The following is a 26,121-nucleotide window of genomic DNA, read 5'->3' as shown; positions in this document are numbered from 1 at the left end:
ATGTCATTTTCTTCTCGTAATCGTAATCTTTTAATCCTTCACGGAACGGTATTGGTGTGGGGTTTTACCGGCATCCTCGGCTCCGTTATCAGCATCCCCAGCGTACCTCTGGTATGGTACCGGGTGCTCATCGCATTCATCACTTTGTATGTCTATTTCAAGGTGACGAAGACCTCTCTTTCTTTGCCCCGAAAGGCACTATTGAAACTGTTTTTAACAGGTGCACTGGTAGGCGGACACTGGATATTATTCTTTCAGTCCATCAAGAGTTCAACCATCTCTGTGGGCCTCGTTTGCCTCTCTTCGCTGACTCTTTTTACCGCTATTCTGGAGCCTCTGATTGGCCGTAAAAAGATCTCTCCGCTGGAAATTTTCACAGGCGTTTTTATCATCTGCGGAATCGTGATGATCTTCAAATTTGAGAGCCAGTATTCACTGGGAATTTCGCTGGGATTAGGCAGTGCTTTCCTGGCCAGTTTATTCTCCATCATTAACTCCAAACAGGTGCAAAAGCACCCTGCGAGCCTCATCAGTTTCTATGAAATGATTGGTGCATTTATATGGCTTTCGCTGTACATGTCGCTCACCGGAGGCTTTGATTCGGGCATGAAATTACAGACTTCCGACTTCGTTTACCTCATGATCCTGGGAACGATCTGCACCTCGCTGGCCTACGTTGCAGGGGTAGCTGTGATGCGTGAATTATCAGCATTCAGGGTTGCCCTGATCACCAATCTGGAACCCGTATACGGCATACTCCTGGCATTCATTTTCTATGGCAGCAGGGAGCATATGACGCTAGGCTTCTATGGCGGTGCGGCCATGATCATGGGGGCTATCTTCATGTACCCTTACTTGCGAAACAAGATTGAAAAGCGAAAGCTCGAGAAGACTCTACCGCTGGTATAGATATTCAAAAAATACACTAAGGGGCCCGTTTAAAACGGGCCCTTTTAGTTTACGGGCATTTATTATGGAAGATATCCAGGGATAAAAACACATACATCAGTAGCGCCTTGGTAATCAACCACGGTACCTCGGATCACTACTGACCCCTTCTTCAGCTCCCCGAAAGCAGATCATCCAGAAATTTCTGACCTTAGCAACATCACGACATACTGCCATATCGACACAATTCACACATCGACTTTCAGCAAGCGGGAGCACTATATCCACATCCAAAAGGAGCCTTCCAGCCGATCCGGAGACACCTAAAAGCAGCCGAATTTAAGAGGAACAGATATGACAGCAAACGTGGTCTCTTGCGTTTCTCGCCTCTTGCCTCAGCCTGTCGGAGACCCGGCATCGGGACTACTTCCTCGCCTTGGGTGGCACGGCATTTGCTCTTCTTAGTGTAAGGTATGTGTGATGATCGAGCGTCCAAAAACTGCTTAAACTCACACAGGACAGAGGGGGAGGAGAGAGACCTCTCTTTCAAACAGAGATTCGAAAAGCAATCGGCCGTATTGTTACAAAAAATGCGTAAATTCAGTTTTTATCCCGATTAAGAAGAGATTGTATAAATAGAATAAACCGATGGTAATCAGCATTAATTTTACCACATCTTCATGTATTCATTTATGTAATATTCTGACCACTATGTATTTTTAACTAATATATTTAGCAAGTGCCAAAAAACCAACATTTTATCTCACATATACGCATTACTATCAGCACATTGTTTATTTTATGCTCAACCTTACTTTCAGATAAGCTTTCTGCCCAAGTCTACAGCTCTGACCAGAACCCTCCCTCCCTCCGATGGCGCCAAATCAACACTCCAAACTTTCAGGTAATCTTCCCATCCGCCCTTTCGGAAGAGGCTCAGAAGATCACCGCAGTGCTGGAAACTATTATAGAGAAGGAACGCCAGAGCATCCGGGTAAGGCCTAAAAAGATTTCTATCATCCTCCAAAATCAAGGCGTCACCTCCAATGGATTTGTTGAGCTGGCCCCCCGCCGATCAGAGTTCTACACCACCCCTTCTCAGAGCTTCGATTTCCAAAGCTGGCTGAACAGTCTGGCTATACATGAGATGAGACACGTTATACAGTTTGACAAGTTGACAGGTAAACTGAACGCCCCCTTCTTCGAACAACTTGCCCTCGCTATTTTCGGGATAACGCTCCCACCCTGGTTCTTCGAAGGAGATGCCGTAGTAACGGAGACAGCTTTAACGGATGCAGGCAGAGGCCGGATCCCTGAGTGGAGCATAGCACTACGCGCCAATACACTAAGCGGCCGAAACTTCTCCTACTCAAAGAACTTCCTCGGCTCGGTAAAAGACTTCAGTCCCGGTTATTATCAACTCGGCTTTTTCATGACCAGTAAACTCAGAAAAGATTATGGAGAGGACATCATGGAACAGCTGTTCTCGCGAATGGTTAAACAACCCTTCAGGCCATATAATTTGAGCCGCTCCATGAAGAATCTGACGGGCATGAACACCCGCCAGCTCCACGACTCTACCATTAGCGAACTGCGCCGTCTCTGGCAGGCACAGGCAGACCGTTCCAACACCCGCGACTACCCTTCGATCAACAGGAGACGAGACAGCGTTCCTGAAAATTACCTGATGCCACAAACCCTTCCGGGCGGCGAAATCCTGGCACTAAAACAGAGCAAGGCGAGCACCCCCAGAATCGTCCGGATCAACGCCTCAGGCAAAGAAAAAAAGGTACTCGAAATAGGTCACCAGGAGCTACCCTGGTTCGGCTACGGCGGGGGTAAAATCGTGTGGGATGAACACCGCTTCGACGGCCGGTTTCATCAACGATCTTTCAACGTCATCAACGTCTATGACACCCTTTCAAAAAAGGCTAGACAGATCACCAAAAAGACTCGCCTGTTCGCTCCTTCCCTGTCGCCTGACGGCTCCAGAATCATTGCCGTTTCAGTATCCTATACTAATGAAATCTCGCTCACAGAAATTGACGCCGCAAGCGGCAAAGAACTCCGACGATTCAGGTCTCCAAAGAACGACATGCTGCAAATGCCGTCGTATAGTCCCGACGCAAAAAAGGCGGTGGTCGTGGCGGTCAGCGATTCAGGAAAGACACTCCTGGAGCTTGACCTCGATCTGGCTGAGTTTGCCCCTCTCCTACCCTATCAGAAACAGGAGATCCTCCGCCCGGTGTACGCTGAAGGATCCATTTTTTTTAAAGCGCATTATAACGGAACCGATAATATTTACCGCCTACAGCTGGCGGACCGCAAAATCTTCCAGGTAAGCTCCGCAAAATTGGGCGCTTTTAATCCCTTCTACGACACGATCTCGAAAAAGATGACCTTCAACACGTATACGCCCTTTGGATACGATATAGCGACTCTAAATGCGAATTCCCTAGAAAACACTCCTCTGGAAGAGGTGAAGAATCATTTTGTGGATTACGGCAACGCGGCTTATCAACAGGAAGGAAGCAGTAATATATTATACGATGTTATCCACAAGAGCTATCCCTCCACCAAGTATAACGAATGGAATAATCTCTTCAATTTTCACAGTCTGATTCCAATCGTGGAAGACAATCCTTACTTCGATAACAGCAACATCGGGCTGGAGATTCAGTCCGACAATCTGCTTAACACCATGAGCTTTTACACGGGCTATCAGTACAACAATGCCCTCCGAAAAAGTGAGTACAACGCCGGCTTCGCCTATAAGAGATTCTTCCCGATCCTGAACGTCAATTACCTCAACAGACCTCGACTGATCTATCGCCGGGCGACGAGTAATAACGTGACGACCTATACCCCCGTAACCTGGCGGGAGAATGAGATCAAGGCGGAGCTGAGCGTACCTCTAACATTCAATAGATTCAACCATACTTACGGTCTAACCTTCAAGACGGGCACCAGCCTCACCAACCGATACGACATCGAGAACCGCATGCCTTCGCTCGTCACGAGACTGGACTTCCCAATGCACTACCAATTGTCGGCCTCGCATAACAGCAGGCGAAGCGCCCGCGACCTCGTTCCGCGCTGGGGTCAGAACATCACATTAACCTACCGTCACTTCCCTTTCGAGCCAAGAGTAGAGGGACAGCTCTTTGTTTTCAGGAGCACCCTGTACTTCCCCGGACTCATGCGCAACCATTCTTTCGCCGCCAGCTTCAACTTCCAGGAAGGAGACGGCAACTACCAGAATGCGGTCGATGTACCACGAGTGGCCGGCTATAGCTTTCTGACACCAATAGGCAACACATACAACACCCTGTTTTTTAACTACCGCTTCCCGCTCTTCTATCCCGACCTGGAAATGGGCCCGCTGGCTTATATCAAACGAATCAAGGTGGGACTCTTCGCCGATTTCGAAAACGTGGGACATAACAACAGATTTTCGCCACGCTCCTTTGGCGCTGAGCTACGTGGCGACATGAACCTGCTCCGTTTTTATCTTCCTAACTTTGATATTGGCGGAAAAGTCGTATTTTTAAATGATAGACCGGGTCGGAAGCCGATCTTCGAAACGATTGCAACTTATAGCTTCTAATTATGAGAATCAAAACCTTCTTCATCATTCTGATCACCGTTCTGGTGACCATTGTTCTGATGAACAATACGGAAGAAATAGATATGTGGCTATTCGGCACGACGAGGATATCAAAGCTTATTATTCTCGCCGTTGTATTTGTGCTTGGCTTCATCGTCGGTGCGCTGATAATGCGTCCGCGAAAAAAGAAGGTACTTATAGATGAAGAAGAAGACATCTATCCCGAAGAAGATCCTCAAAATACCCCTGTCAACACCTACAAGTCAAAGTTGAGCGACGAGGATCGCGATTACATCAGCTGATATCCCAATATTGCATTTGACAACCTAAAGACTTACATTTGCTGCGCTTTGGTTCTCTGTCTCACGACGGGGATTAAAAGGGAATCCGGTGCGAGTCCGGAACTGTCCCGCAGCTGTAAGCTCCTTAATCCGATGCCACACGATGTCACTGTAAGCACGCATGCTTACGGGAAGACAGGCAAAGGAGGAGCAAGTCAGAAGACCTGCCATAAGCATGTATGATTCATAGCTTTCGTGGATTGAGGCTGGAATGAGATCTATCTGTCGGGCTATATTTCATTCTGTGCTCAATTGTAATATCAATATGCAATGGCGACAGGAATAGCCGGAAAAGCTCCGCAAAAGTCTTTTATTAACTACCTGCTTTCTTTGCTGGTCTTATTGGCCGGTTCAGGATACTGCTATGGTCAGGATAAAAGCTCGCCGGCACCCGCATTGCTGCATACCGATACCCTCCACCAGGTACAAATAAACGCAAGTCATCTACTACCCCCCGTAAAGTCTCCGGTACCACACCAAAGCCTTAAAGGCACACAGCTGGAGCGCCTCAACAGTCTGAACGTTGCCGATGCGCTGCGGTTCTTCTCGGGTTTACAGGTCAAGGACTATGGCGGCGTGGGCGGCCTCAAGACTGTCGATGTAAGAAGCATGGGCACAAACCACACGTCGGTATTTTATGACGGAGTTCAGCTGGGCAATGCCATGAACGGCCAGACCGACCTGGGTAAATTTTCTCTCGATAATATCGGCGAAATCCATCTATACACTTTCCAAAAGAGCGACATCTTCCAACCTGCGCGGGCGTTTGCAGCAGGGAACTCCCTGTATCTGGAGTCGAAGGCGCCTGTATTCAGAGAAGGTCGCCGAACGAATGCAGGGCTAAAGTTAAAGGCCGGGTCGTTCGGACTGATCAACCCTTCTGGCCTGTTGCAGCAAAAGATCTCTAAAAACGTTTTTGCCAGTCTGAGCACTGAATGGCAGAAGTCGGATGGTGACTATCCATTCAGATACACCAATGGTGTGTACGACACCACCGCCTCGCGGCAGAACGGGGATATTGACGCTATGCGATTAGAAGCTGGTTTATATGGAACGATGCGCGACAGCAGCCAATGGACAATAAAGAGCTACCACTACCGGTCGGCACGCGGACTGCCCCGGGCCATCGTAAGCAATAACTTCGAGTCGGATGAGCGGCTATGGGACAGGAACAGCTTTGTACAGGCATCCTGGAAATCGCCTGTCGGGCGTAGGCTGCAGACTATGGCTAACGCCAAATATGCGTATGACTACACCCGCTACCTTGACCCGGATTATTACCGTCAGGAAGGGCCGCTCGACAACCATTACCGGCAAAAGGAGCTGTACATCTCCCTCGCGAATAAATATCATATCAAACCATTCTGGACAGTGGGGCTCTCGGGCGACTGGATAAGCAATAAGCTGGACGCTGATCTTGACTTCTTCGCCTACCCTACCCGCAACAGCGGCTTAGTTGCCGCAGCATCTTCTTTAGATTTCAAAACATTCCATCTTCAGGCAAGTTTATTGGGAACCTATGTGTCGGAAAAAGTGAAAACGTATCAGTCAGCCAGCAACTTCCATAAATACACCCCTGCGGTAAGCGCCTCCTGGCAGCCCTTCAGCAGACATCCGCTGCTTGTTAACGCCTTTTATAAGGAGACCTTCAGGATGCCAACCTTCAATGATCTTTATTATAGTATGATTGGCAACACCGCGCTCCAACCGGAACAAGTTGCACAACATAACCTGGGAGCTTCATTCAACAAGAACTTGAACGGCAGCGTTTGGAAAAGCCTGTCTTTCCAGGCAAATGCTTACTATAATAAAGTAAAAGACAAGATTGTGGCGATACCCGCTGAGAACCTCTTCCGCTGGACCATGACCAATCTCGGCGAAGTAGATATCCGGGGGATTGAAAGCACTTTTCGGTCTCAGTTGCAAGCTTCCTCAGAGGTCATACTTCAAATCGGTTTAAACTATACCTACCAGAAAGCCATTGACGTAACGCCCGGGGCCGCCAACTTCAATCATCAGATTCCTTATACCCCGGTGCATAGCGGTTCGCTAACATTGGGGGCCGACTATAAAGATCTGTCGCTGAATTACAGCTACGCCTATTGTGGCGAGCGCTACAGTCAGAAAACGAACATCCCTGCTAACTACATTCAGCCCTGGTACACCCATGACGTATCGCTTATACAGACGGTTAAAATCTCCGGTCACCAATACAAACTCAGCGGTGAGTTGAATAACATCTTCAACCAATATCGCGACATTGTGCTGAACTTCCCGATGCCGGGACGTTCATTCAGATTTACCCTTAGCACCAACATCTGAAATGAAAAGAATACTCTATAGCTTAAGCTTTTTACTGCTTGTTCTGGCAGCCTGCCGGAAGGATGCAGCCGTGGTGCCCGAAGAAACCGAACAGGTCACGGGTCCATCCAAAGCAAGGAGCTTTTTCCTGCTAAACGAGGGGAACATGAACATGAACAAAGCCTCTCTTGATAAATTCGAAGCCTCTTCTGGAACCTATCGGCGGAACATCTTCGAAGCGACCAACCCGGAGGTGATCAGGGGACTGGGAGATGTTGGAAATGACATCAAAGTCTACGGCTCTAAATTGTATGTGGTGGTAAACATCTCGAACAAGGTGGAAGTGCTCGACCTGCGCACCGCCAGGAGAATAAACAAGATCGACATTCAGAACTGCCGGTATATCACGTTTGATGCGGGTAAAGCTTATGTAAGTTCTTACGAAGGCACTCCCGGCAACAGTAATAAAGCGGAAGGGTCGGTGGTACGGATCGATACGGCAAGCCTGCGTATTGAGGCAAGCACCAAAGTGGGCAGACAACCTGAAGAAATGGCCATTGTAGGAAGAAAACTCTACGTAGCAAACTCGGGCGGCTATGACCCCACCAATTATGAAAGAAGCGTTTCGGTAATTGATCTCGACAGCTTTCAGGAACTCAAGCGGATCGACGTGGCGGAAAACCTGCACCGTGTACGTGCCGATAAGTATGGCGACATCTATGTGAGCTCCAGGGGCGACTATTACGGCACTCCTTCCAAACTCTCCGTCATCAATACACGCACAGAACAGGTAAAAAAGGTTTTCGATATTTCAACTAGCAATATCTGGATAGATGATGACCTGGCCTATGTCTACAGCCTGGAATGGGACTACGCCAGCCAGCGTAACACAGTGAATTACTCGCTGATCAACGTCCGCGACGAGACAGTAATCGAGGGTAACTTCATTAAAGACGGAACGGATAAAATTATTACTAAACCCTTCGGTATAGCAGTAGATCCGGAAACGAAGGATATATATGTTACTGATGCAAAGGATTACCTCAGTCCGGGTACCCTCTATTGTTTCGACAAAAACGGCATAAAAAAATGGTCGGTGGTAACCGGCGACATCCCTGCTCACCTGGCCTTTATACCAAACAACTGATGAACATGATCAATTCAAGATATCTAGCATTTTTGATAGCGGCCGCGATGGCAGTTGGTTCGTGCAAAAAAAGCGAAGACTCTGCTGTTATCAGCAAGTATGTGAGCAGAGTACTGGAGTACCGGCCAGCACCGGGACAGTTCATCAACGAAAAGAACACCGGCACTCCGGAAGCAGCAGAGACCTTAGTGGGCGGAACCTCATCTCTGCTGTCGCTCGGCGCCTTTGGTGGTTATGTAGTGGTGGCGTTCGACCATACGATACAGAATGGAGAGGGCGCAGACATCGGCATATATGGAAACCCGAACACCGGAGTTGGAACCGAATGGTCAGAGCCCGGCATTGTTTCCGTTATGCAGGATAAGAACGGCAATGGCCTTGCCGACGATGGGGAGTGGTATGAGCTGGCGGGAAGCGAGCATCTTAATCCCGCGACCGTTAAAAATTACCGCATCACCTATTACAATCCCCGAAATAGCACCGATGACGTTCTCTGGGAAGATAACCAGGGAAAACGGGGAAAGGTGCTGCGGAATATCTTTCATAGTCAGGAGTACTATCCGCTTTGGTTTAAAGAACAGGATTCTATAAGTTTCAGCGGAACGCTCCTCCCTCCTGCACCGCGTTCGGAGGGACTCAATACGAATCCTTCGTTTGCCTGGGGCTATGCAGACAGCGGTTCTGAAGAGTTCATACAGCTCCGATATGAATATGGGCGCGGATATAACACGTTTGATATTTCCTGGGCGGTGGACAAGAGCGGCAACAAAGTGGATCTTCAGCATATCGACTTCGTGCGCGTTATGACCGCTCAAAACAGCGCTGGAAGTACCGGAGATGATACCACCGAAGGACGACAGGTCGGCGAGGTTTCGACCGACGTATCCGGAATTATAGACCTTCAAATACCTTAAACAGCAATAAATAATATCAAAAATATGAAACACAACTACCTGATCAGAAACTTAACTTTTGCAATGGCATTCCTGCTGATTGGCCTATCAGCTTGCAAGAAAGACAGCCTGCAAACGAAGTCAGACCCGGAGACAGCGGGGGTTTATCTATTGCATGAAGGCACATGGAACATGCAAAATAGCGGCATCGATTTTTATGATATTAAAAAGGATACCGTGATAGCCGACTATTTCAAGAAGGTTAATGGCTATAACTTGGGAGAAAGCGCTGTACAACTAAAACAGTATGGAAACAAGATTTATTGTATTGTTTCGGGTACAGATGGGGCGTCTGAATCGTTTCTTGAAGTCCTTGATCCGTCTAGTCTGAAGTCTATAAAAAGGATCCCGTTTTTCAAAGGAACAGAGGTTTATTTGCCCCGATCCATCGCTTTTGCAGGAACTAAAGCATACGTGGCAGGATTTGACGGATACATCCGCAGGATTGATACGGCCTCGCTGACGATTGATAAAGAGGTACAGACCGGGGGAACATTGGAAGGCCTGGCCATCGCCAACGGGAAGCTTTACGCTGCCAACTCAGACCGGTTCTGGACGGGATCTGGATCTACGATATCGATTGTTGACCTGAACAGCTTTACCAAGTTAAAGGAAATCGAAGTAGGTTCTAACCCCAAATATATTGACGTAGCTCCTGACGGAAACCTGTTTGTAACCGTCCCGGGTATTGGAGGAAACAACTACACATTTAAAAAAATCAACACGAAGACTGACGTCGTAACAGCTAGTCACAAAATGGAGGTTGACATCTTTACCGTTGCGGGAAACTCCGGATATGCTGCCGTGGGGCAGTGGGGACAGCGAGAGGTAATGACTTTTAATACATCGACAGGAGAAATGGCTGGTAATTTTGCTACTGGTACGACTTCGATCACGACGCCCTATGGGATAACGGTTAATTCACTTAACGGCGACGTTTTGATTACGGACTCCGGAAAATTTGGCGACGCTACAGGAATGGCCTATTGCTTTAAGTCTGACGGCACACTTGCGTACAAGTTTAGAACAGGCCAATCGCCTCAACAGGCTGTATTTATTTATAAGTAAAGCGCCTGTTTCACCAGGGCATACTAGCCAGTGGTGGCTGACTGGACTGCTGCTGGCAACACGCTGGTCGCTGGCGAATGCCCAGTTGTCTGTCTGCTGGTAGCTAGCTTAGGGACTGCTAGTGGGTGCAGCCACAGTATAACCACCGGCAGACCACTGGTTCTCGACAAGCTGCCTACGAACGAAAAAAGGGTGATCCTGATTAACGATCACCCTTACATCCCGAATGGGAGAATTAGTTATTCTTCAGCTCCTGACCAAAGTCAAGCCTGGAATGTCTTCCTAAAACTCAGAGTTGGTATTTAAACTTACGCCCTTCCTTAGCGCCCCTAATCCTTCCGGCTTTGTGCAAAGACGATAGTTTAACCATTACCGCCTTAAACAGCTTATCTGCGTTTTTCTCAGGTTCCAGTTCTTGTAGTTTGCTAATAATATCTGTATTAAATGACGGACCGTTAGTGGCAAGAACATAAGCGATTTTACCATCCAGCTTTAAACCTGAATTATATTCTTCGGGAGCCAATAAAGCCTTGACTTTATCCGCCTTTGGTCCCCGACCTGGCTTCGCCTGCTTAATAATAGCTTCGGTAACAGGCTCGCCACCTTCCTCAACCGTAGATCCGGTGAATAAGTCCAGTGCTGATTGAGCTTTCTTTAGTTCATTTTGAAGTTTGGTGATTTTTTGCTTCAGGAAGTTGACTACATCCTGCTCGGTCACATTTGCCATGGCTGTGTACGTTTAGTTTTATATATAATACGCTTTTAACGGCACTTAAGATAAATAGTTTCATTGACTCAAACGATTGTTACATCTAGTTACATTTTTACTCATGCCTAATTACGAGGTCAACTGTTGACTATCCAGATTAACTATGGGCTAATCAGGCGTCTGGACTCCGACATTTTAACCTTGAATAATTCCATTTTCACACCTGAAACAACCAAAGTATCACATATCTACAAAAAAGCTTAAACTAAAGACAACATTAATCAATATCTTCTGTATCTATAACGATACTCAACAAACACGATCCGCTATTTAGCTAAGAGACAAATTGTTAAGTTAATTAAAAACAATAGACCTTTAAGCCATCACCAAACTCAGGGATATCAGGTTTAGATTCGAATATTCCGTAAACAGCCGATCCGCTGCCACTCATTGCGGCATATAAAGCCCCTTTCTCGTAAAGGTCGGCCTTAACCTCTCGAATAAGCGAGTGAGTTTCAAATATCGAATCCTCAAAGTCATTCTTGATCTTATTCTTCCATTCGGAGACGGGCAGCTTGATTAAGTCCAGAAGAGAGTTCTCCGGAGTATGGGGAATGACACCCCGATAAGCTTCGCCAGTGGAGACGTGGACCGGGGGCTTAACCAGTACGATGCTGTAGGCAGATAAATCAAGATCAATAGAGGTAAACTCATCGCCTTTTCCATTTGCGAACACCGGCTTGTTGGTTATAAAAAAAGCACAATCCGCACCAAGTTGTCTTACATAGTTTTCCATCTGCGCGGTACTTAAACCAAGATTAAACTTTTGATTGAGCAGCTTAACAAAGAAAGCGGCGTCAGACGACCCTCCTCCAAGTCCCGCTCCTATCGGGATGTGCTTGTGCAAATGGATACTCAAGGGAGGTAACGCAAAATCTTTAATCAGCAGATCGTAGGCTTTCAGACAGAGGTTTTCGTTTGCATGTCCGGGAATCTCGATCCCTGATGATTGAAAGCTCATCTGCTCTGCCTCTACAACTTCGATGGAGTCGTGAAGCGGAATGGGGTAAAAAACTGTTTCCAGGTTATGGTAGCCGTCAGTCCGTCGGCTGATCACGTTCAGTCCGATATTGATTTTGGCATTCGGAAACAATATCATAGTATATCTTTATCGTTAAAGTGGTAAAAATACATTTATTTCCTAAATTCGCATGGCTCTGCCCCGACCCATCACCCGATGAAGCCGACGGAGCATTAGACAGAGATTCTGAGATGAAGCAATATATTGAGCTGATGAAGCATGTGCTTGAGAATGGCACGCAAAAACACGATCGCACCGGCACTGGAACTTTAAGCGTCTTTGGTCATCAGATGCGTTTTGATCTGCAGGAGGGCTTCCCCTTGGTCAGCACTAAGAAAGTACACCTGAGATCGATCATTCACGAGCTCATCTGGTTTCTAAAGGGCGACACCAATATCAGGTATCTGAAAGAAAACAACGTCAGCATCTGGGATGAGTGGGCAGATGAGAACGGCGAACTTGGTCCGGTTTACGGTCAGCAGTGGCGGTCATGGCCAACTCCCGACGGCGGACAGATTGACCAGATTACAGACGTTATCAACCAGATCAAGAATAATCCCGACTCCCGGCGTCTAATCGTTTCAGCGTGGAATGTTGCCGAGATTTCGAAAATGGCGCTTCCACCCTGCCATAGCTTCTTCCAGTTTTACGTTGCCGATGGCAAACTTAGCTGCCAGCTTTATCAGCGGAGCGCGGATATTTTCCTGGGAGTACCGTTTAATATTGCGTCGTATGCTTTGTTGACGATGATGATTGCACAGGTTTGCGATCTGGAACCGGGCGACTTCATCCACACGCTTGGAGACGCGCACTTATATAATAATCATCTGGAACAAACAAGACTTCAGATGAGCAGAGCGCCGAAACCTTTGCCGAAAATGGTTCTTAATCCCGAAATAAAGGATATCTTCGATTTTAAGTATGAAGATTTCAGTCTTGAAAACTACGACCCACATCCGCATATTAAAGCGCCTGTGGCCGTATAAGCACATTAATTACCGATAAACCTTATGAATTTAAGCATAATCGTCGCGGTTGACGAGAATTATGGTATTGGAAAGGACAATCAGCTTCCCTGGCATCTGCCTGCTGATCTGAAATACTTCAAGTCCGTCACGACCGGACATACCGTGATCATGGGAAGGAAAACGTACGACAGCATGGGCAAAGCCCTTCCTAATCGTCGCAATATAGTTATCAGCAGACAGGAAAACCTTCATCTGCAGGACGCGGAGCTCGTTCGTTCTCTGGAAGAGGCGATTTCCTTATGCTCTTCGGAGGCAGAAGTATTTATAATAGGAGGGGCAAAAATCTTCAAACAAGCCTTGCCACTGATTTCAGCCATGTATATTACACGTATAAAGCATCACTTCGATGCGGATACATTCCTGAACGGGATAGACTGGAACGACTGGGAAGAAGTATCAAGGGAAGACTGCGAGCCGGACGAAAAGAACCTATATACATATTCTTTTTTAAAGTACCAAAAACAGGCTTCTTAAACGCAGAGTTTTCTGAATTAAAGAATTTTATAAATTAAAAATTTATTTAGATTTGCCGTCTTATTCAGGATTGCTTATTATAAACCCTTCTGAGCAGTCGGAAGTAGAAGAGTACAAAATTTACACTATATACAATAACAAAAATGCAAGGTAAAGGTTTGATTAAGTTTGCCGCTATCGCATTGACGATTGGATGTTTATACTCCTTATCGTTTACGTGGATGGCTAAAAAGGTGGAAAATGACGCGCGCGAGTACGCCAAGGGAGATCCAGATAAGGAAACAGCGTATCTTGACTCAGTAGCTACTGAGCCCGTGTACAACCTTGGTTTCGCCAAGTTTACCTACCAGTACGTTAAAGAGCGCGAAATTCCACTAGGACTGGATCTTGCAGGTGGTATGAACGTTACTATGGAGATTTCCATGGTAGATTTGATCAAGAACCTGGCGAACCACAATCCTGATGCGACATTTGCTACAGCATTAAAGAATGCAGAAGCACGGTTGAAGACCAGCCAGAAAGATATCGTCACCCTGTTTGGCGAAGAATTTGAAAAGCTGAGTCCCGGCGGAAAGCTGGCACCTATCTTTGCTACACGTGAAAACGCAGCTCAGGTAAAGATCGACGCAAGCAATAAAGATGTATTGAATTTTCTCCGCGCGCAGGCAACGAGTGCTGTTGAAAGATCATTTAACATCCTGCGTACCCGTATCGATAAATTTGGTGTAACCTCGCCAAACATTCAGATGCAGCAGGGTACTAACAGAATTCTTATTGAGCTTCCGGGTGTTTCTGATGCGCAGCGTGTAAGAAAACTACTTCAAGGATCTGCTCAGCTTGAATTCTGGGAAACGTATGATAACCAGGAGATATTTGGCTTAATCGAAAACATCAATAAGACAATTGCAGCAACGCAGACGACTAAAGATACTACAGCCGCTAAACCAGTTACTACCGCAAAGCCTGATTCGGCAGCAGGTAAGCTGGCACAACTTGGTGCAAGAAAAGATTCAACCGGTGGTGATACTTCTGGCCTGGCCGGAACACAAGCAGATCAGGCTCGTCAGAACCCACTTTTCGCTGTTCTTGCTCCTGCTACTTATCAGGCAGAAAACGGACAACCGGCTCTTCGTCCAGGACCAGTTGTAGGTTACGCAGCACAAAAAGATACGGCTAAAGTGAATGCCTACCTGAGCTCTCCAGCAGTTCAGGCCCTGATCCCGCGTAACTTAAAGCTTCTTTGGGGTGTTAAACCGATCAGTGCTGAAAGCAAAGTTCTGGAACTTTATGCATTGAAATCCTCCGGATTCAATGGTGAGGCTGCAATGGCCGGTGATGTGATCACTGATGCTCGTTCAGACGTTGATCAGAACAATAACCCTGAAGTGGTCATGATTATGAACGCTGAAGGCTCACGTAAATGGAGACAGGTAACTGCTGCAGCCGCGGCTGATCCAAACAACAAAAAAAGCATCGCTATCGTACTCGATAACTATGTGTACTCTGCTCCTACTGTTCAGAATGAAATTTCAGGCGGTGTATCATCGATAACCGGACAATTCACATCTAACGATACAAAGGATCTTGCAAACGTACTTAAAGCCGGTCGCTTACCTGCACCAGCCAAAATTGTTAGTGAATATGTTGTAGGTCCGTCACTGGGTCTTGAGTCTATCAATAAGGGACTTGCTTCTTCCATCATTGGTGTGATCGTGATCCTCTTGTTTATGGGTATGTATTACAGCAAAGGCGGATGGGTTGCTAACGCTGCTCTGTTAGTGAACTTATTCTTCCTGATGGGTGTAATGGCATCCTTGGGAGCAGTACTGACACTACCAGGTATCGCGGGTATCGTGCTATCTCTTGCGATGGCTATTGATGCCAACGTACTGATATACGAACGAATAAGAGAAGAGATCGCTAATGGCAAATCGCTGAAGGTAGCAGTCTCTGAAGGTTTCAGCAAGGCAATGTCATCTATCCTTGACTCCAACATTACCACATTCCTTGTAGGCGTAATTCTATACATCTTCGGTAGTGGTCCGATCCTTGGATTCGCAACTACCTTGATGCTGGGTATCCTGACGTCGTTGTTCTCTGCGATCTTCATTACCCGTCTGATCCTGGAATGGATGCTTGACAGAAAGCAGAATATCAGCTTCTCTATCAAAGCGACTGAAAACCTGTTTAAGGATTCCAAGTTTGACTTTATCTCAGGCAGAAAGAAATTCTATGCTATCTCCAGTATCATCATTATTGCTGGTCTGGTCTCGATGTTCACCAGAGGATTCAGTCTTGGTGTTGATTTCAAAGGCGGGCGTTCGTACTTCGTAGAATTCGATAAACCGGTTAAGACAGATGATGTAAGAGATGTGCTCTTAACTGAGTTCGATGTAGCGCCTGAGGTTAAAACTTACGGATCAAGCAACGAGGTTAAAATCACTACTTCTTTCATGATCGATGACAGCTCTCCGGAGACTGAAGCTATCGTGAGCAAGAAGCTTCGCGACGGTCTATCGCAGATCAGCCCTAACTATGAGATCAAAGATGCGCAGACCGTCGGTCCTACTATAGCGAACGACATCAAGATCTCCGCTGTGTACGCCGTACTATTCTCTATTCTGGTTATCTTCCTGTATATCTTTATCCGTTTCAGAAGATGGCAGTTTGGTGTATCAGCAATCGTAGCATTAGCCCACGACGTGTTGGTTCTCCTGTCCATTTTCACCTTGTTCAACGGTATTTTACCGTTCTCTTTAGATATCGATCAGGCATTCATTGCTGCGATTCTTACAGTGATGGGCTACTCTATCAATGACACGGTCGTAATCTTTGACAGAATCAGGGAATATATCAATGAGGGTAAAGGAAAAGGACAGAGTGTATCAACCGTGATCAATAACGCCCTTAACAGCACATTGAGCCGTACGGTGGTAACGGGTATCTGTGTAATTGCTGTATTGATCATTATCTTCATCTTCGGTGGAGAAATTCTAAGAGGATTCTCCTTTGCGATGTTGATCGGTGTAATCTTCGGAACTTACTCTTCACTTTTCGTAGCAACTCCGTTTGTTGTGGAGTTGATTCGTGAGAAGGAATTTGAAGATAAAAAAGCAACTAAGACTGAAGTTCACCATCCATAAGATAAATAGTCTTACGATTTAGAACGGCCCCCACTCATAAGTGGGGGCCTTTTTTTTTAATTCCAACATTTTCAACAAAATGAGGTTAATTGAAAATACCATCTACTCATTATATGAACTCACAAGATTCTACTACCAATTTCCCGCGTGTGGTTATTATAGGCGGAGGCTTTGGTGGCATTCAGCTCAGTAAGAAACTAAGAGATAAAGAAGTTCAGGTTCTTATGCTCGACAGACATAATTATCATACGTTTCAGCCTCTGCTTTATCAGGTAGCTACCGGGGGTCTGGAAGCTGACTCTATTGCGTTTCCCCTCCGCAAGATATTCAAAGGCCAGAGCAACTTTCTCTTCAGAAATGCGGAAGTACAATCCATCATTCCCGAGCGAAAGGTAATCAGCACCTCCATAGGCGAAATCTCCTACGACTATCTGGTAGTGGCGACCGGATCAGACACGAACTTCTTCGGTTCTAAAGAGCTGGAGCATTACACGATGCCGATGAAGACAATTCCTGAGTCGCTGAATCTCCGCAGCATGATCTTGCAGAACCTGGAAGAGTCGTTAATTGAAAAAGATCCTATAAGAAAATCAGCCTTGCTTAATTTCGTTATTACGGGCGGAGGTCCTACGGGTGTAGAACTCGCAGGATCAATAGCTGAATTAAAGCGCCACGTGCTCAAAAAAGATTATCCTGAGCTAGATATGAACGAGATGAATATTTATCTCGTGGAGGGCTCCCCTGTGCTTCTGGGGCCCATGTCTAAGCAATCACAGGAGCATGCCCGAAAGTTTCTTGAGGAACTCGGCGTAATCGTTCTAACGGATACCCGTGTGTCTTCCTATGACGGCGACAAAATCGTCCTTTCAAATAATCAGGAGATAGCTACAAAGAATGTCTTATGGTCTGCTGGTGTTAAGGGTGAAGTGCCCGAAGGAATTCCGATGGATAGAATCGTCAGAGGCGGCCGCATCAAAGTAGATCATTTCAATCGAATAGATGGTTATGACGACATCTTCGCTATAGGCGATGTCGCGGCTATGTCTACCGAGGATTATCCTAACGGGCATCCGGGGGTGGCGCCTGCGGCCATGCAGCAAGGTCAGCATCTCGCCAATAACCTGATCAAAATAATCAACAAAGAAGAACCAGAGCCTTTTAAATACAAAGACAAGGGATCGATGGCTACTATAGGTCGTAATCGTGCCGTTGTAGATGTGGGCAAAATACGCTTTCAGGGAGTCTTTGCATGGTTCGTGTGGATGTTTGTGCACCTGATGAGCCTCGTAGGCTTCAGAAACAGACTAGTGGTACTTGTGAATTGGATTTGGAGCTATTTTAGCTACGACAGGGGGACACGGCTAATCATCAGGCCCTTCAACAGGGAGTCCATGACGGAAGATACGGCGAACAAATAAAGGACAACTCCCTGTTTAAAAAGACATCAAAGCAAACTATCAAAAACAAAAAGAGACTGAATCATGATGATACCAGTCTCTTTTTTGAGTTAGAAGAACAGCAGAATTATAACTTGCTATTCACGTCTAAACAATTCAGATCTTCAAAAGCCTGAGAAAGACGCTTTACAAACGTTTCCTCGCCTTTACGTAACCATACGCGTGGGTCATAGAATTTTTTATTCGGAGAATCAGGACCATCCGGACTACCTATTTGAGACTGTAAGTAGCCTTCTTTCGACTGATAGAAGTCTTTGATACCTTCCCAGAATGCCCATTGCATGTCTGTATCGATATTCATCTTCACCGCTCCGTAAGAAATTGCTTCTCTGATTTCTTCCTGAGAAGATCCCGAGCCACCATGGAACACGAAGTTAATAGGTTTCTCAGCTTCAAGACCCAATTCCTTCTTCAAATACTCCTGAGAGTTTTTAAGAATCTTCGGCTCAAGCTTAACGTTACCTGGCTTATAAACCCCATGAACGTTACCGAAAGCTGCTGCGATGGTGAATCTGTGGCTAATTGTGCTTAGTTCTTTGTAAGAGTAAAAAACCTCTTCCGGCTGCGTGTATAAGCGTGAGCTATCCACATCGGTGTTATCCACACCATCTTCTTCACCGCCTGTAACACCTAACTCTATTTCGAGAGTCATGCCCAGGTTTTTCATACGCTCCAGATACTTTTTGCTTATAGCGATATTCTCTTCGATAGGCTCTTCAGAAAGATCAATCATATGCGAAGAAAATAATGGTTTTCCTGTTTGCTGATGGAATCTTTCGCCGTGCGACAGCATGCCGTCGATCCATGGCAATAATTTCATCGCAGCATGATCTGTGTGTAATATCACGGCAACACCATAGTGCTCAGCCAGCAAATGTACGTGCTTTGCTGCCGACACAGCACCAAGAATACATGCTTCTAACTTTGAATTATCAAGCGACTTGCCTGCAAAAAACTGCGCTCCACCATTAGAAAGCTGGATAATAACGGGTGAATTCACAGCTTTAGCCGTTTCCATAACCGCGTTGATGGAGTTCGTTCCGATCACATTAACCGCCGGTAAAGCAAACTGGTGTTTCTTTGCCTGCTCGAATAATTCCTGAACAGCGTCGCCATACAATACGCCTTTATAGTTTTTCAGATTCATACTAATTTAATTTATTTTGGATTTCCGAAATTAAGAATTATAACTAAATCCTAAATGATTTGGATCATAAAATTTAACGCTTTGATGTCATAATCGAAGTTCTTTTCTTAAAATTTCGTTTCTTTGCAAGCTTATTCCATAAGACATGGCTTGGTTCAAAAGAGATAAAAAAGGAATTATAACATCTACTCAGGATAAGAAGGAGGCACCCGATGGCATTTGGAATAAATGTCCGCAGTGCAAGAAACCCCTTCATTATGCTGAACAGGTAGAAAATAAGTACGTGTGTCACTACTGTAACTACCATTTACGGATCGGTTCAGCAGAATACTTTTCCGTACTGTTTGACGATAACGAATTCACGGAGCTTTCCCCTAACCTGATGTCAGGAGACCCGTTAAACTTTACAGATACTAAAAAATATACCGATAGGATAAAAGATAGCAACGCCAAAACAGGCCTTAAAGATGCTATCCGCGCCGCGCATGGTAAGATAGACGGACAGGAACTTGTGATTGCCTGTATGGATTTCAACTTTATTGGCGGATCCATGGGTTCAGTTGTAGGCGAGAAGATCGGAAGGTCTATTGACTACTGCATCGAGAATAAGATCCCTTTTCTGATGATCTCCAAATCAGGTGGTGCGCGAATGATGGAAGCAGCCTTTTCGCTGATGCAGATGGCTAAAACCTCTGCTAAACTCGCATTGTTGAGCAGAGCAAAGATCCCTTACATTTCGCTCTTAACAGATCCTACTACCGGAGGCGTTACGGCATCTTATGCCATGCTGGGTGATATTAATATCGCAGAACCGGAAGCGCTTATCGGATTCGCCGGGCCCCGCGTCATCAAGGAAACCATTAAAAAAGATCTTCCTAAAGGATTCCAGACCTCCGAGTTTGTACTCGAGCATGGCTTCCTCGACTTCATCGTAGACAGGAGAGAAATGAAAAACAAGATTTCAAACTTCATCTCACTGATGAATAACTAATGATTTACCCGGTAGGAATGCCTGCCCACTAAATAAAACGCCCCGTCTGCAGCTTGCAAACGGGGCGTTTTAGTAAATAAATCTTTCTAGCGAACAACCTTAAAGATCGCCTCCTGGTCCTGTTCCTGGCTCATGCCCTACTATAGGGCCGGAGCGGCGGGATTCTACCCGCGACGAAAATCCTGTATTAGGCGAATTGAGGTGCTGAGGTGCATTGGTTTCCGTGGTCGACTCATCGTCATCATCCAATACAAGGTCTTCCTCATCATCATCGTCGTCAAGAATGATGTCATCGTCATCCGCAAAATCATCATCCTCAATAAGGTCATCATCTGCAATCAGATCATCATCGTCATCTTCGGGATCAATATCACGGGCAACGATGTCATCATCATCATCTATTTCATCAGCGTCGAGATCAATGTCGCTATCATCTTCATCGTCAAGAGGTGCTATATCATCTTCGTCTTCAGGGCCGGAATAGGTCTCTGCTATTCGCTCTCTTTCCTGATACTTTTCTTCAAATAGTTCCATACGTAAATGAGTTTAAAGGTTTAACACCCTTACTAACAATCGCATACAGGTACATTGTTTGAGGAAACAAGAAATATTACAAAAGCCGTCCGGGATTACACCCCCAGGGCCTCCTTAAGCTTGATGATCGTGAAATCAATTTCTTCCCTTGTCGTGAACTTACTGAACGAGAACCGGATCGCTGGCCTGTCGGCACTTACTCCGATCGCTTCCAATACGTGGGAGCCAATACTCGTACCTGAACTGCAGGCACTGCCACCCGATACCGATATCCCCGAAATATCGAGATTAAACAACAGCATATCAGCCATTTCCATCTCCGGAAAAGACGCATTCAACACCGTATATAAGCTCGACGAAGGATCGGTTTCACCATTAAAGGTAACACCCGGTATGGTCTCCAGCTGTTCTTTCATGTAAGACTTGATACCCTGGATGTGCTGATGATGCTCATCCATATCCCGGTACGCAATCTCCAGAGCCTTCGCCATACCGGCGATGCCGTATATATTCTCCGTACCGCCGCGCATATTCCGCTCCTGGGCGCCACCACTGATCATTGGAGCAATCTTCACCCGATGATTGATATATAAAAACCCGGTTCCCTTCGGTCCATGCAGTTTATGCGCCGCACATACCAGGAAATGCACTTTCAGCTTCTCAACATCGTGAGGATAATGTCCCATCGTTTGAACCGTATCGCAATGAAACAGGGCTCCATGCCTTTCACAGATCTCCCCTACCGCCTCAATATCCGTCAGGGTACCCAGCTCATTGTTCGCGTGCATAAGCGACACAAAGCTCCTTTCCTGAGCTATGAGCTCCTCCAGATGGGCAAGGTCAACATTTCCCTTACTATCAATGTTTACATAGCTCAGCCTGATCTGTCCCTGTTTCTCCAGGTCCTCCAGGGTGTGCAATACCGCATGATGCTCCGTCTTTGCCGTAACAGCATGTTTGATACCATAGCTCGAAATGCCCGACCGGATAGCCGTATTATCCGCTTCCGTACCACCTGAAGTAAAAAAAATCTCCGAAGGCGCAGCATGCAGCAAACCTGCAACTGTTTTCCGCGACTTCTCCAAAAGCGATCTCGCCTCTCTGCCGTGACCATGAATGGATGAAGGATTGCCGAAGCAACTTTCCATCACCAAAGTCATCTCCCTCAACACCTCAGCGTCAAGCGGAGTGGTCGCGGCATTATCTAAATACACCCGCATTATATCGTATAATTAAGCACTTAAAATTGCATTCATATCCGCAATCAGCCTTGTTGCCAGGGCATTTGCGTTTTCTTCTGAAGTAGATTCAGAGTATATTCTGATGATCGGTTCTGTATTCGACTTTCTCAAGTGAACCCACTCGCTATCGAACTCAATCTTCAAGCCATCTATAGTCGAATGCGGCTGATTGATATACTTATCCTGCACCTGCTTTAACAGCGCATCAATGTCCATACCCTCTCTCAACGTCATCTTGTTTTTCGAGATGAAGTAGTTCGGATAAGACGCCCGCATGGCAGACACTTTTTGACCAGATTCAGCCAGGTGAGTCAAAAACAAAGCGATTCCAACGAGCGCATCCCGGCCGTAATGCAGCTCAGGGAAGATCACTCCACCGTTACCCTCACCACCTATCACCGCGTTAGTCTCCTTCATCTTGTTCACCACGTTCACCTCTCCCACTGCCGCAGCCTGGTAAGTAAAGCCGGCTTTTTCGGTTACGTCCCTCAATGCTCTCGTAGAAGAGAGGTTCGATACCGTATTGCCTCCCTGCTTCTTCAAAACATAATCCGAGACCGCTACCAGCGTGTACTCCTCACCAAACACAGAGCCATCCTCGCATATAAAGCACAAACGATCCACATCCGGATCAACCGCAATACCCAGATCTGCCCTCTTAGCCACTACCTCCTGCGAAAGCGCTACCAGATTCTCCGGCAAAGGCTCCGGATTATGAGGAAAATGCCCGTCCGGGGTACAATACAACTCATGGATCGCTTGCACTCCCAAAGCACGCAATAAAGCCGGGACGAAGATACCCCCTGAAGAGTTAACACAGTCAATAGCAATCTTGAACTTCGCTTTTCTGATCAGCTCCACATTCACCAGAGGCAAAGCAAGGATCATATCAATATGCTTTTGCATATAACTATTGTCCATCTTGATAGATCCCAGATGATCTACTCCCGCAAAATCAAGATCATCCATGGTTTCCGCCAACTCCAGAACTTCCTTACCCTCGGTATCATTGATAAATTCGCCCGAAGCATTAAGCAATTTCAGTGCGTTCCACTGTTTTGGATTATGGCTGGCTGTAATGATGATACCGCCACCTGCACGCTCTAAAGGAACCGCTACCTCCACTGTAGGTGTGGTAGAAAGGCCCAGATCAATAACGTCCATTCCTATACTCTGCAGGGTACCCGCGATGAGGTTACGAACCATTTCACCGGAAATACGGGCATCTCTGCCAATAACAATCTTCTTTTTACCTGTCTTCGCAGCTATCCATTTGCCATAAGCGGCCGTAAACTTTAATATATCTACAGGGGTAAGACCATCTCCGGACTTGCCGCCGATAGTACCTCTGATTCCTGAAATTGATTTTATAAGAGTCACGTTTAGATTTTTAAATGAGCGTCAAAAATAAGAATAAAATCTCAGCGGTCTTTTACCACCGTTGTTAGTGAGAGATAAAAATTTATGTAAGTTTGCAACTTTGTAAATATCTACGATATGCCCGACAAATGGTATCAGAGTTGGTTTAACTCACCATACTATCACATTCTTTACAGTCAGCACAATGATTCTGAGGCCGAGTTCTTTATCGATAAGCTTTGCTCGCGACTGACGCCCCAGCCCAATGCGCGGATCCTCGACATTGCAAGCGGCAGAGGAAGACATTCCATCTACCTCAACAAAAAAGGATTTGATGTTACAGGCATAGACCTATCGCACTCAAACGTTACCTACGCCAAACGCTATGAAAATGAGACGCTTCATTTTTACGAGCATGATATGCGCCACCTCCTCTACATCAACTATTTCGACATAGCGCTGAACCTCTTCACCAGCTTTGGCTACTTTGAATCAGAGAGCGATCACGTTAAGGCCCTTCAGGCATTCCGAAAATCACTTAAACCCGATGGCCTGCTTGTACTCGACTATTTCAACAGCAGCAAGATATTAAGCCACCTCACCAACAAGTCAACCAAAAAAATCGACGGCATCAGCTTTCATATAACCAAGCACGTAGATAATGGCAAAGTCATCAAAACCATTAACTTTGATGACAAGGGCCATCATTACGAGTTCAAAGAAGAAGTCGTCGCTTTTTCACTGACCGACTTCCAGAAAATATTCAAACTCAGCGGCTTTGAAATAATTCATTATTACGGTGATTATTCATTGTCAGAATACGAAGAGAACACATCCGACAGACTAATATTTATTTGCAAAAAAGCAGATGATTGAGCAGCTAAACCAACTTGACCACCAGGCGTTTCTTGGGATCAACCAAGGGCTTGCCAATCCATTCTTCGATTGGATCATGCCCCTGCTCCGGAACAGATTCTTCTGGATACCGCTTTACTTCTTTTTAATCGTCTTTCTGGCAAGACATTACAAGAAGTTCGGCTGGATATGCATCATTTTTCTGCTTATTACCTTTGCCATCAGCGACTTCGTAAGCGCTTCTATGATTAAGCCGATCTTCGAAAGGCTGCGACCTTGCAATGAAATAGGTTTCAGGGAAGAGATTCGGTCTCTGGTACATTGCGGAAGCGGGTTTAGCTTTCCCTCATCCCATGCAACCAACCATTTCGCCATCGGGGTATTTCTCATCGTGGTTTTTTCTCACCGCTGGAAACCCATCACGATTCTGGCCCTGGGATGGGCCTTCAGCATCTCATTTGCTCAGGTGTATGTAGGTGTACACTTTCCGGTCGACGTAACCGTTGGCGCCCTTCTGGGATCCCTGGTCGGCTATGTTGTCGGCTCAACCTTCCTTACCCTTTACATGAAACAAATATGGAATACTGGAAGCTGATAGTCCTCTTTGCAAGCTGCTTCGTGGGAGGGATGAGCATCTTCTTTTTTAAGAAAGAGAATACCAAAAGCATTAAGCTACTGCTATCTTTTAGCGGGGCCTATCTCTTTGCCATAACGGTATTGCACCTCATCCCGGAGGTTTACGAAGCCCACGATCATAATATCGGATTGTTCATACTCGGAGGATTTCTGTTTCAGATCGTGCTTGAACAGTTTTCAGACGGCATAGAACACGGTCACGTGCATACTTCCGCCCATAGCCACCCCCATTTTCCTTACGGAATCATGGTCAGCCTCTGCCTTCATGCCTTTCTGGAAGGTATGCCGCTTACACAGGGACATCAAAACGAACTGCTGTTTGGTATTGCCCTGCACCATATCCCGGCTGCCTTCGCGCTCGCCAGCGTGTTAATGCAAAATAAAATCAGCAAAAACATGATTATTGCGATGATCGTGTTATTCTCGCTGATGTCGCCCTTCGGATACATCCTGAGCAACGGGATCAGCAACGGTTCAATGGGCAATATCGACGCCTACTTCGATAGAATTATGGCTGTAGTTATCGGCATATTCCTGCACATCTCTACTACCATTTTATTCGAGTCAAGCGTCGATCATCATTTCAACAAGAAGAAGCTGCTGGCTGTACTCGGAGGCACCGCTATCGCCCTGTTAGGCTTCTTCATGCATAGCCATTAGCACCTCTACCCACGCAGCTTATCCAGCAACACGTTAAGCTGCCTGGCTTCATCTTCCGTAAGGTTGTTCTTAAGAATATCAACAGGTGTCACTACCGGATCCAGGTAAGCAAGCACATCGAGCCCTTTCTGGGTGATCAGGATATCTACAGCCCTTCTGTCTGCAGCGTTCACCGTACGTGTCACCAGCTCCTTCTGTACCAGTCTTTCAACAATACGGGAAGCGTCAGACATTTTGTCGAGCATCCGCTCCTTAAGCAGGTTGATCGTTGAAGGGTTTGGAAACTGGCCACGCAGTATCCGTAAAAGGTTATATTGTTGCAATGTTACTTGTTCAGTGCTCAGGCGTTCTTTTACCAGCCCCGTAACCCAACTATAAGAATAGATCATATTGACCACCAGCTTGTGATAATCATTCTTAAATCTTACCTGATGGATTTCCTTCTCTAATTCCATTTGTCTTCAAATTAACGGTTAATCTTTTCTAGCTTATCTGATTGTC

At 46.1% G+C, this 26,121-nt stretch carries 22 protein-coding genes and 1 riboswitch; of the genes, 15 read left to right on the top strand and 7 right to left on the bottom strand.

The genetic code is table 11. From position 1 onward, the window contains the following. The 7 genes from B0I27_RS02110 to B0I27_RS02080 all read left to right on the top strand — a co-directional run bounded on the left by B0I27_RS02110 (position 1) and on the right by B0I27_RS02080 (position 10,305). Positions 1 to 909 carry a DMT family transporter gene (locus B0I27_RS02110; RefSeq protein WP_106290891.1) on the top strand — a complete coding sequence of 303 codons (909 nt, stop codon included), beginning with the start codon at positions 1 to 3 and terminating at the stop codon, positions 907 to 909. A 769-nt stretch (positions 910 to 1,678) separates the two neighbouring features. Then, positions 1,679 to 4,495: a BamA/TamA family outer membrane protein gene (locus B0I27_RS02105; RefSeq protein ID WP_106290889.1), complete on the top strand. Its 2,817-nt coding sequence runs from the start codon at positions 1,679 to 1,681 to the stop codon at positions 4,493 to 4,495. Positions 4,496 to 4,497: 2 nt separating this feature from the next. Next, complete coding sequence (locus tag B0I27_RS02100; protein WP_106290887.1) at positions 4,498 to 4,797, top strand: LapA family protein; 300 nt, start codon at positions 4,498 to 4,500, stop codon at positions 4,795 to 4,797. Positions 4,798 to 4,829: 32 nt separating this feature from the next. Next, positions 4,830 to 5,022: riboswitch (cobalamin riboswitch) on the top strand. 84 nt (positions 5,023 to 5,106) lie between these two features. After that, a complete protein-coding gene (locus B0I27_RS02095; protein WP_106290885.1) occupies positions 5,107 to 7,158 on the top strand; it encodes a TonB-dependent receptor plug domain-containing protein in 2,052 nt (683 codons plus the stop codon). 1 nt (position 7,159) lies between these two features. Then, on the top strand, positions 7,160 to 8,284 hold the full coding sequence (locus B0I27_RS02090; RefSeq protein WP_106290883.1) for a YncE family protein: 1,125 nt from the start codon (positions 7,160 to 7,162) through the stop codon (positions 8,282 to 8,284). A 5-nt stretch (positions 8,285 to 8,289) separates the two neighbouring features. Further along, positions 8,290 to 9,198, top strand: a complete 909-nt coding sequence (locus B0I27_RS02085) for a PKD domain-containing protein (RefSeq protein ID WP_245925402.1) — start codon at positions 8,290 to 8,292, stop codon at positions 9,196 to 9,198. 24 nt (positions 9,199 to 9,222) lie between these two features. Further along, positions 9,223 to 10,305, top strand: coding sequence for a YncE family protein (locus tag B0I27_RS02080; protein ID WP_106290879.1), 1,083 nt, complete (start codon positions 9,223 to 9,225; stop codon positions 10,303 to 10,305). Between the two features lie 289 nt (positions 10,306 to 10,594). On the opposite strand, the gene B0I27_RS02075 is transcribed toward B0I27_RS02080, so the two are convergent. Next, complete coding sequence (locus B0I27_RS02075; protein ID WP_106290877.1) at positions 10,595 to 11,032, bottom strand: hypothetical protein; 438 nt, start codon at positions 11,030 to 11,032, stop codon at positions 10,595 to 10,597. Positions 11,033 to 11,372: 340 nt separating this feature from the next. Continuing rightward, positions 11,373 to 12,173, bottom strand: a complete 801-nt coding sequence (gene ispE / locus B0I27_RS02070) for a 4-(cytidine 5'-diphospho)-2-C-methyl-D-erythritol kinase (RefSeq protein WP_106290875.1) — start codon at positions 12,171 to 12,173, stop codon at positions 11,373 to 11,375. A 113-nt stretch (positions 12,174 to 12,286) separates the two neighbouring features. On the opposite strand from ispE, the gene B0I27_RS02065 reads away from it, so the two are divergent. The 4 genes from B0I27_RS02065 to B0I27_RS02050 all read left to right on the top strand — a co-directional run bounded on the left by B0I27_RS02065 (position 12,287) and on the right by B0I27_RS02050 (position 18,158). Next, on the top strand, positions 12,287 to 13,081 hold the full coding sequence (locus tag B0I27_RS02065) for a thymidylate synthase (protein ID WP_106291233.1): 795 nt from the start codon (positions 12,287 to 12,289) through the stop codon (positions 13,079 to 13,081). Between the two features lie 24 nt (positions 13,082 to 13,105). Then, positions 13,106 to 13,597, top strand: a complete 492-nt coding sequence (locus B0I27_RS02060) for a dihydrofolate reductase (RefSeq protein ID WP_106290873.1) — start codon at positions 13,106 to 13,108, stop codon at positions 13,595 to 13,597. A gap of 143 nt (positions 13,598 to 13,740) precedes the next feature. Beyond that, positions 13,741 to 16,740, top strand: coding sequence for a protein translocase subunit SecDF (gene secDF, locus B0I27_RS02055; RefSeq protein WP_106290871.1), 3,000 nt, complete (start codon positions 13,741 to 13,743; stop codon positions 16,738 to 16,740). A gap of 113 nt (positions 16,741 to 16,853) precedes the next feature. Further along, positions 16,854 to 18,158 carry an NAD(P)/FAD-dependent oxidoreductase gene (locus B0I27_RS02050; RefSeq protein ID WP_106290869.1) on the top strand — a complete coding sequence of 435 codons (1,305 nt, stop codon included), beginning with the start codon at positions 16,854 to 16,856 and terminating at the stop codon, positions 18,156 to 18,158. A 106-nt stretch (positions 18,159 to 18,264) separates the two neighbouring features. Here the strand turns inward: B0I27_RS02050 and fbaA are convergent, their stop codons facing one another. Beyond that, entirely contained in the window at positions 18,265 to 19,344 is a 1,080-nt protein-coding gene (gene fbaA, locus B0I27_RS02045) for a class II fructose-bisphosphate aldolase (RefSeq protein ID WP_106290867.1), read from the bottom strand. Positions 19,345 to 19,489: 145 nt separating this feature from the next. On the opposite strand from fbaA, the gene accD reads away from it, so the two are divergent. Further along, positions 19,490 to 20,335, top strand: a complete 846-nt coding sequence (gene accD, locus B0I27_RS02040) for an acetyl-CoA carboxylase, carboxyltransferase subunit beta (RefSeq protein WP_106290865.1) — start codon at positions 19,490 to 19,492, stop codon at positions 20,333 to 20,335. 99 nt (positions 20,336 to 20,434) lie between these two features. On the opposite strand, the gene B0I27_RS17430 is transcribed toward accD, so the two are convergent. From B0I27_RS17430 to glmM, 3 genes are all read right to left on the bottom strand, one after another. Next, the gene (locus B0I27_RS17430) at positions 20,435 to 20,869 is read right to left on the bottom strand and encodes a hypothetical protein (RefSeq protein ID WP_106290863.1); all 435 of its coding nucleotides are present in this window, start codon (positions 20,867 to 20,869) and stop codon (positions 20,435 to 20,437) included. Between the two features lie 95 nt (positions 20,870 to 20,964). Then, a complete protein-coding gene (locus B0I27_RS02030) occupies positions 20,965 to 22,089 on the bottom strand; it encodes a cysteine desulfurase family protein (protein WP_106290861.1) in 1,125 nt (374 codons plus the stop codon). Positions 22,090 to 22,101: 12 nt separating this feature from the next. Next, complete coding sequence (gene glmM / locus B0I27_RS02025; protein WP_106290859.1) at positions 22,102 to 23,490, bottom strand: phosphoglucosamine mutase; 1,389 nt, start codon at positions 23,488 to 23,490, stop codon at positions 22,102 to 22,104. 117 nt (positions 23,491 to 23,607) lie between these two features. Here glmM and B0I27_RS02020 point away from each other — a divergent pair, with 117 nt between their 5' ends. Genes B0I27_RS02020 through B0I27_RS02010 form a run of 3 tightly spaced genes read left to right on the top strand, consistent with a single transcriptional unit; the run spans position 23,608 to position 25,620 of the window. Next, positions 23,608 to 24,345, top strand: a complete 738-nt coding sequence (locus B0I27_RS02020) for an SAM-dependent methyltransferase (protein ID WP_106290857.1) — start codon at positions 23,608 to 23,610, stop codon at positions 24,343 to 24,345. Further along, positions 24,338 to 24,919 carry a phosphatase PAP2 family protein gene (locus tag B0I27_RS02015; RefSeq protein ID WP_106290855.1) on the top strand — a complete coding sequence of 194 codons (582 nt, stop codon included), beginning with the start codon at positions 24,338 to 24,340 and terminating at the stop codon, positions 24,917 to 24,919. Before B0I27_RS02020 ends, B0I27_RS02015 begins: the two co-directional genes overlap by 8 nt. Next, entirely contained in the window at positions 24,901 to 25,620 is a 720-nt protein-coding gene (locus B0I27_RS02010) for a ZIP family metal transporter (protein ID WP_106290853.1), read from the top strand. The genes B0I27_RS02015 and B0I27_RS02010 overlap by 19 nt, the downstream gene beginning before the upstream one ends. A gap of 5 nt (positions 25,621 to 25,625) precedes the next feature. On the opposite strand, the gene B0I27_RS02005 is transcribed toward B0I27_RS02010, so the two are convergent. Continuing rightward, complete coding sequence (locus B0I27_RS02005) at positions 25,626 to 26,075, bottom strand: MarR family winged helix-turn-helix transcriptional regulator (protein WP_106290851.1); 450 nt, start codon at positions 26,073 to 26,075, stop codon at positions 25,626 to 25,628. Positions 26,076 to 26,121 lie beyond the last annotated feature (46 nt).

This window comes from Arcticibacter pallidicorallinus (genome assembly GCF_003002875.1).
GTDB lineage: Bacteria > Bacteroidota > Bacteroidia > Sphingobacteriales > Sphingobacteriaceae > Arcticibacter > Arcticibacter pallidicorallinus.
Note: the sequence above shows the minus strand (reverse complement) of the source record. Positions and strands in the feature narration are given on the sequence as shown.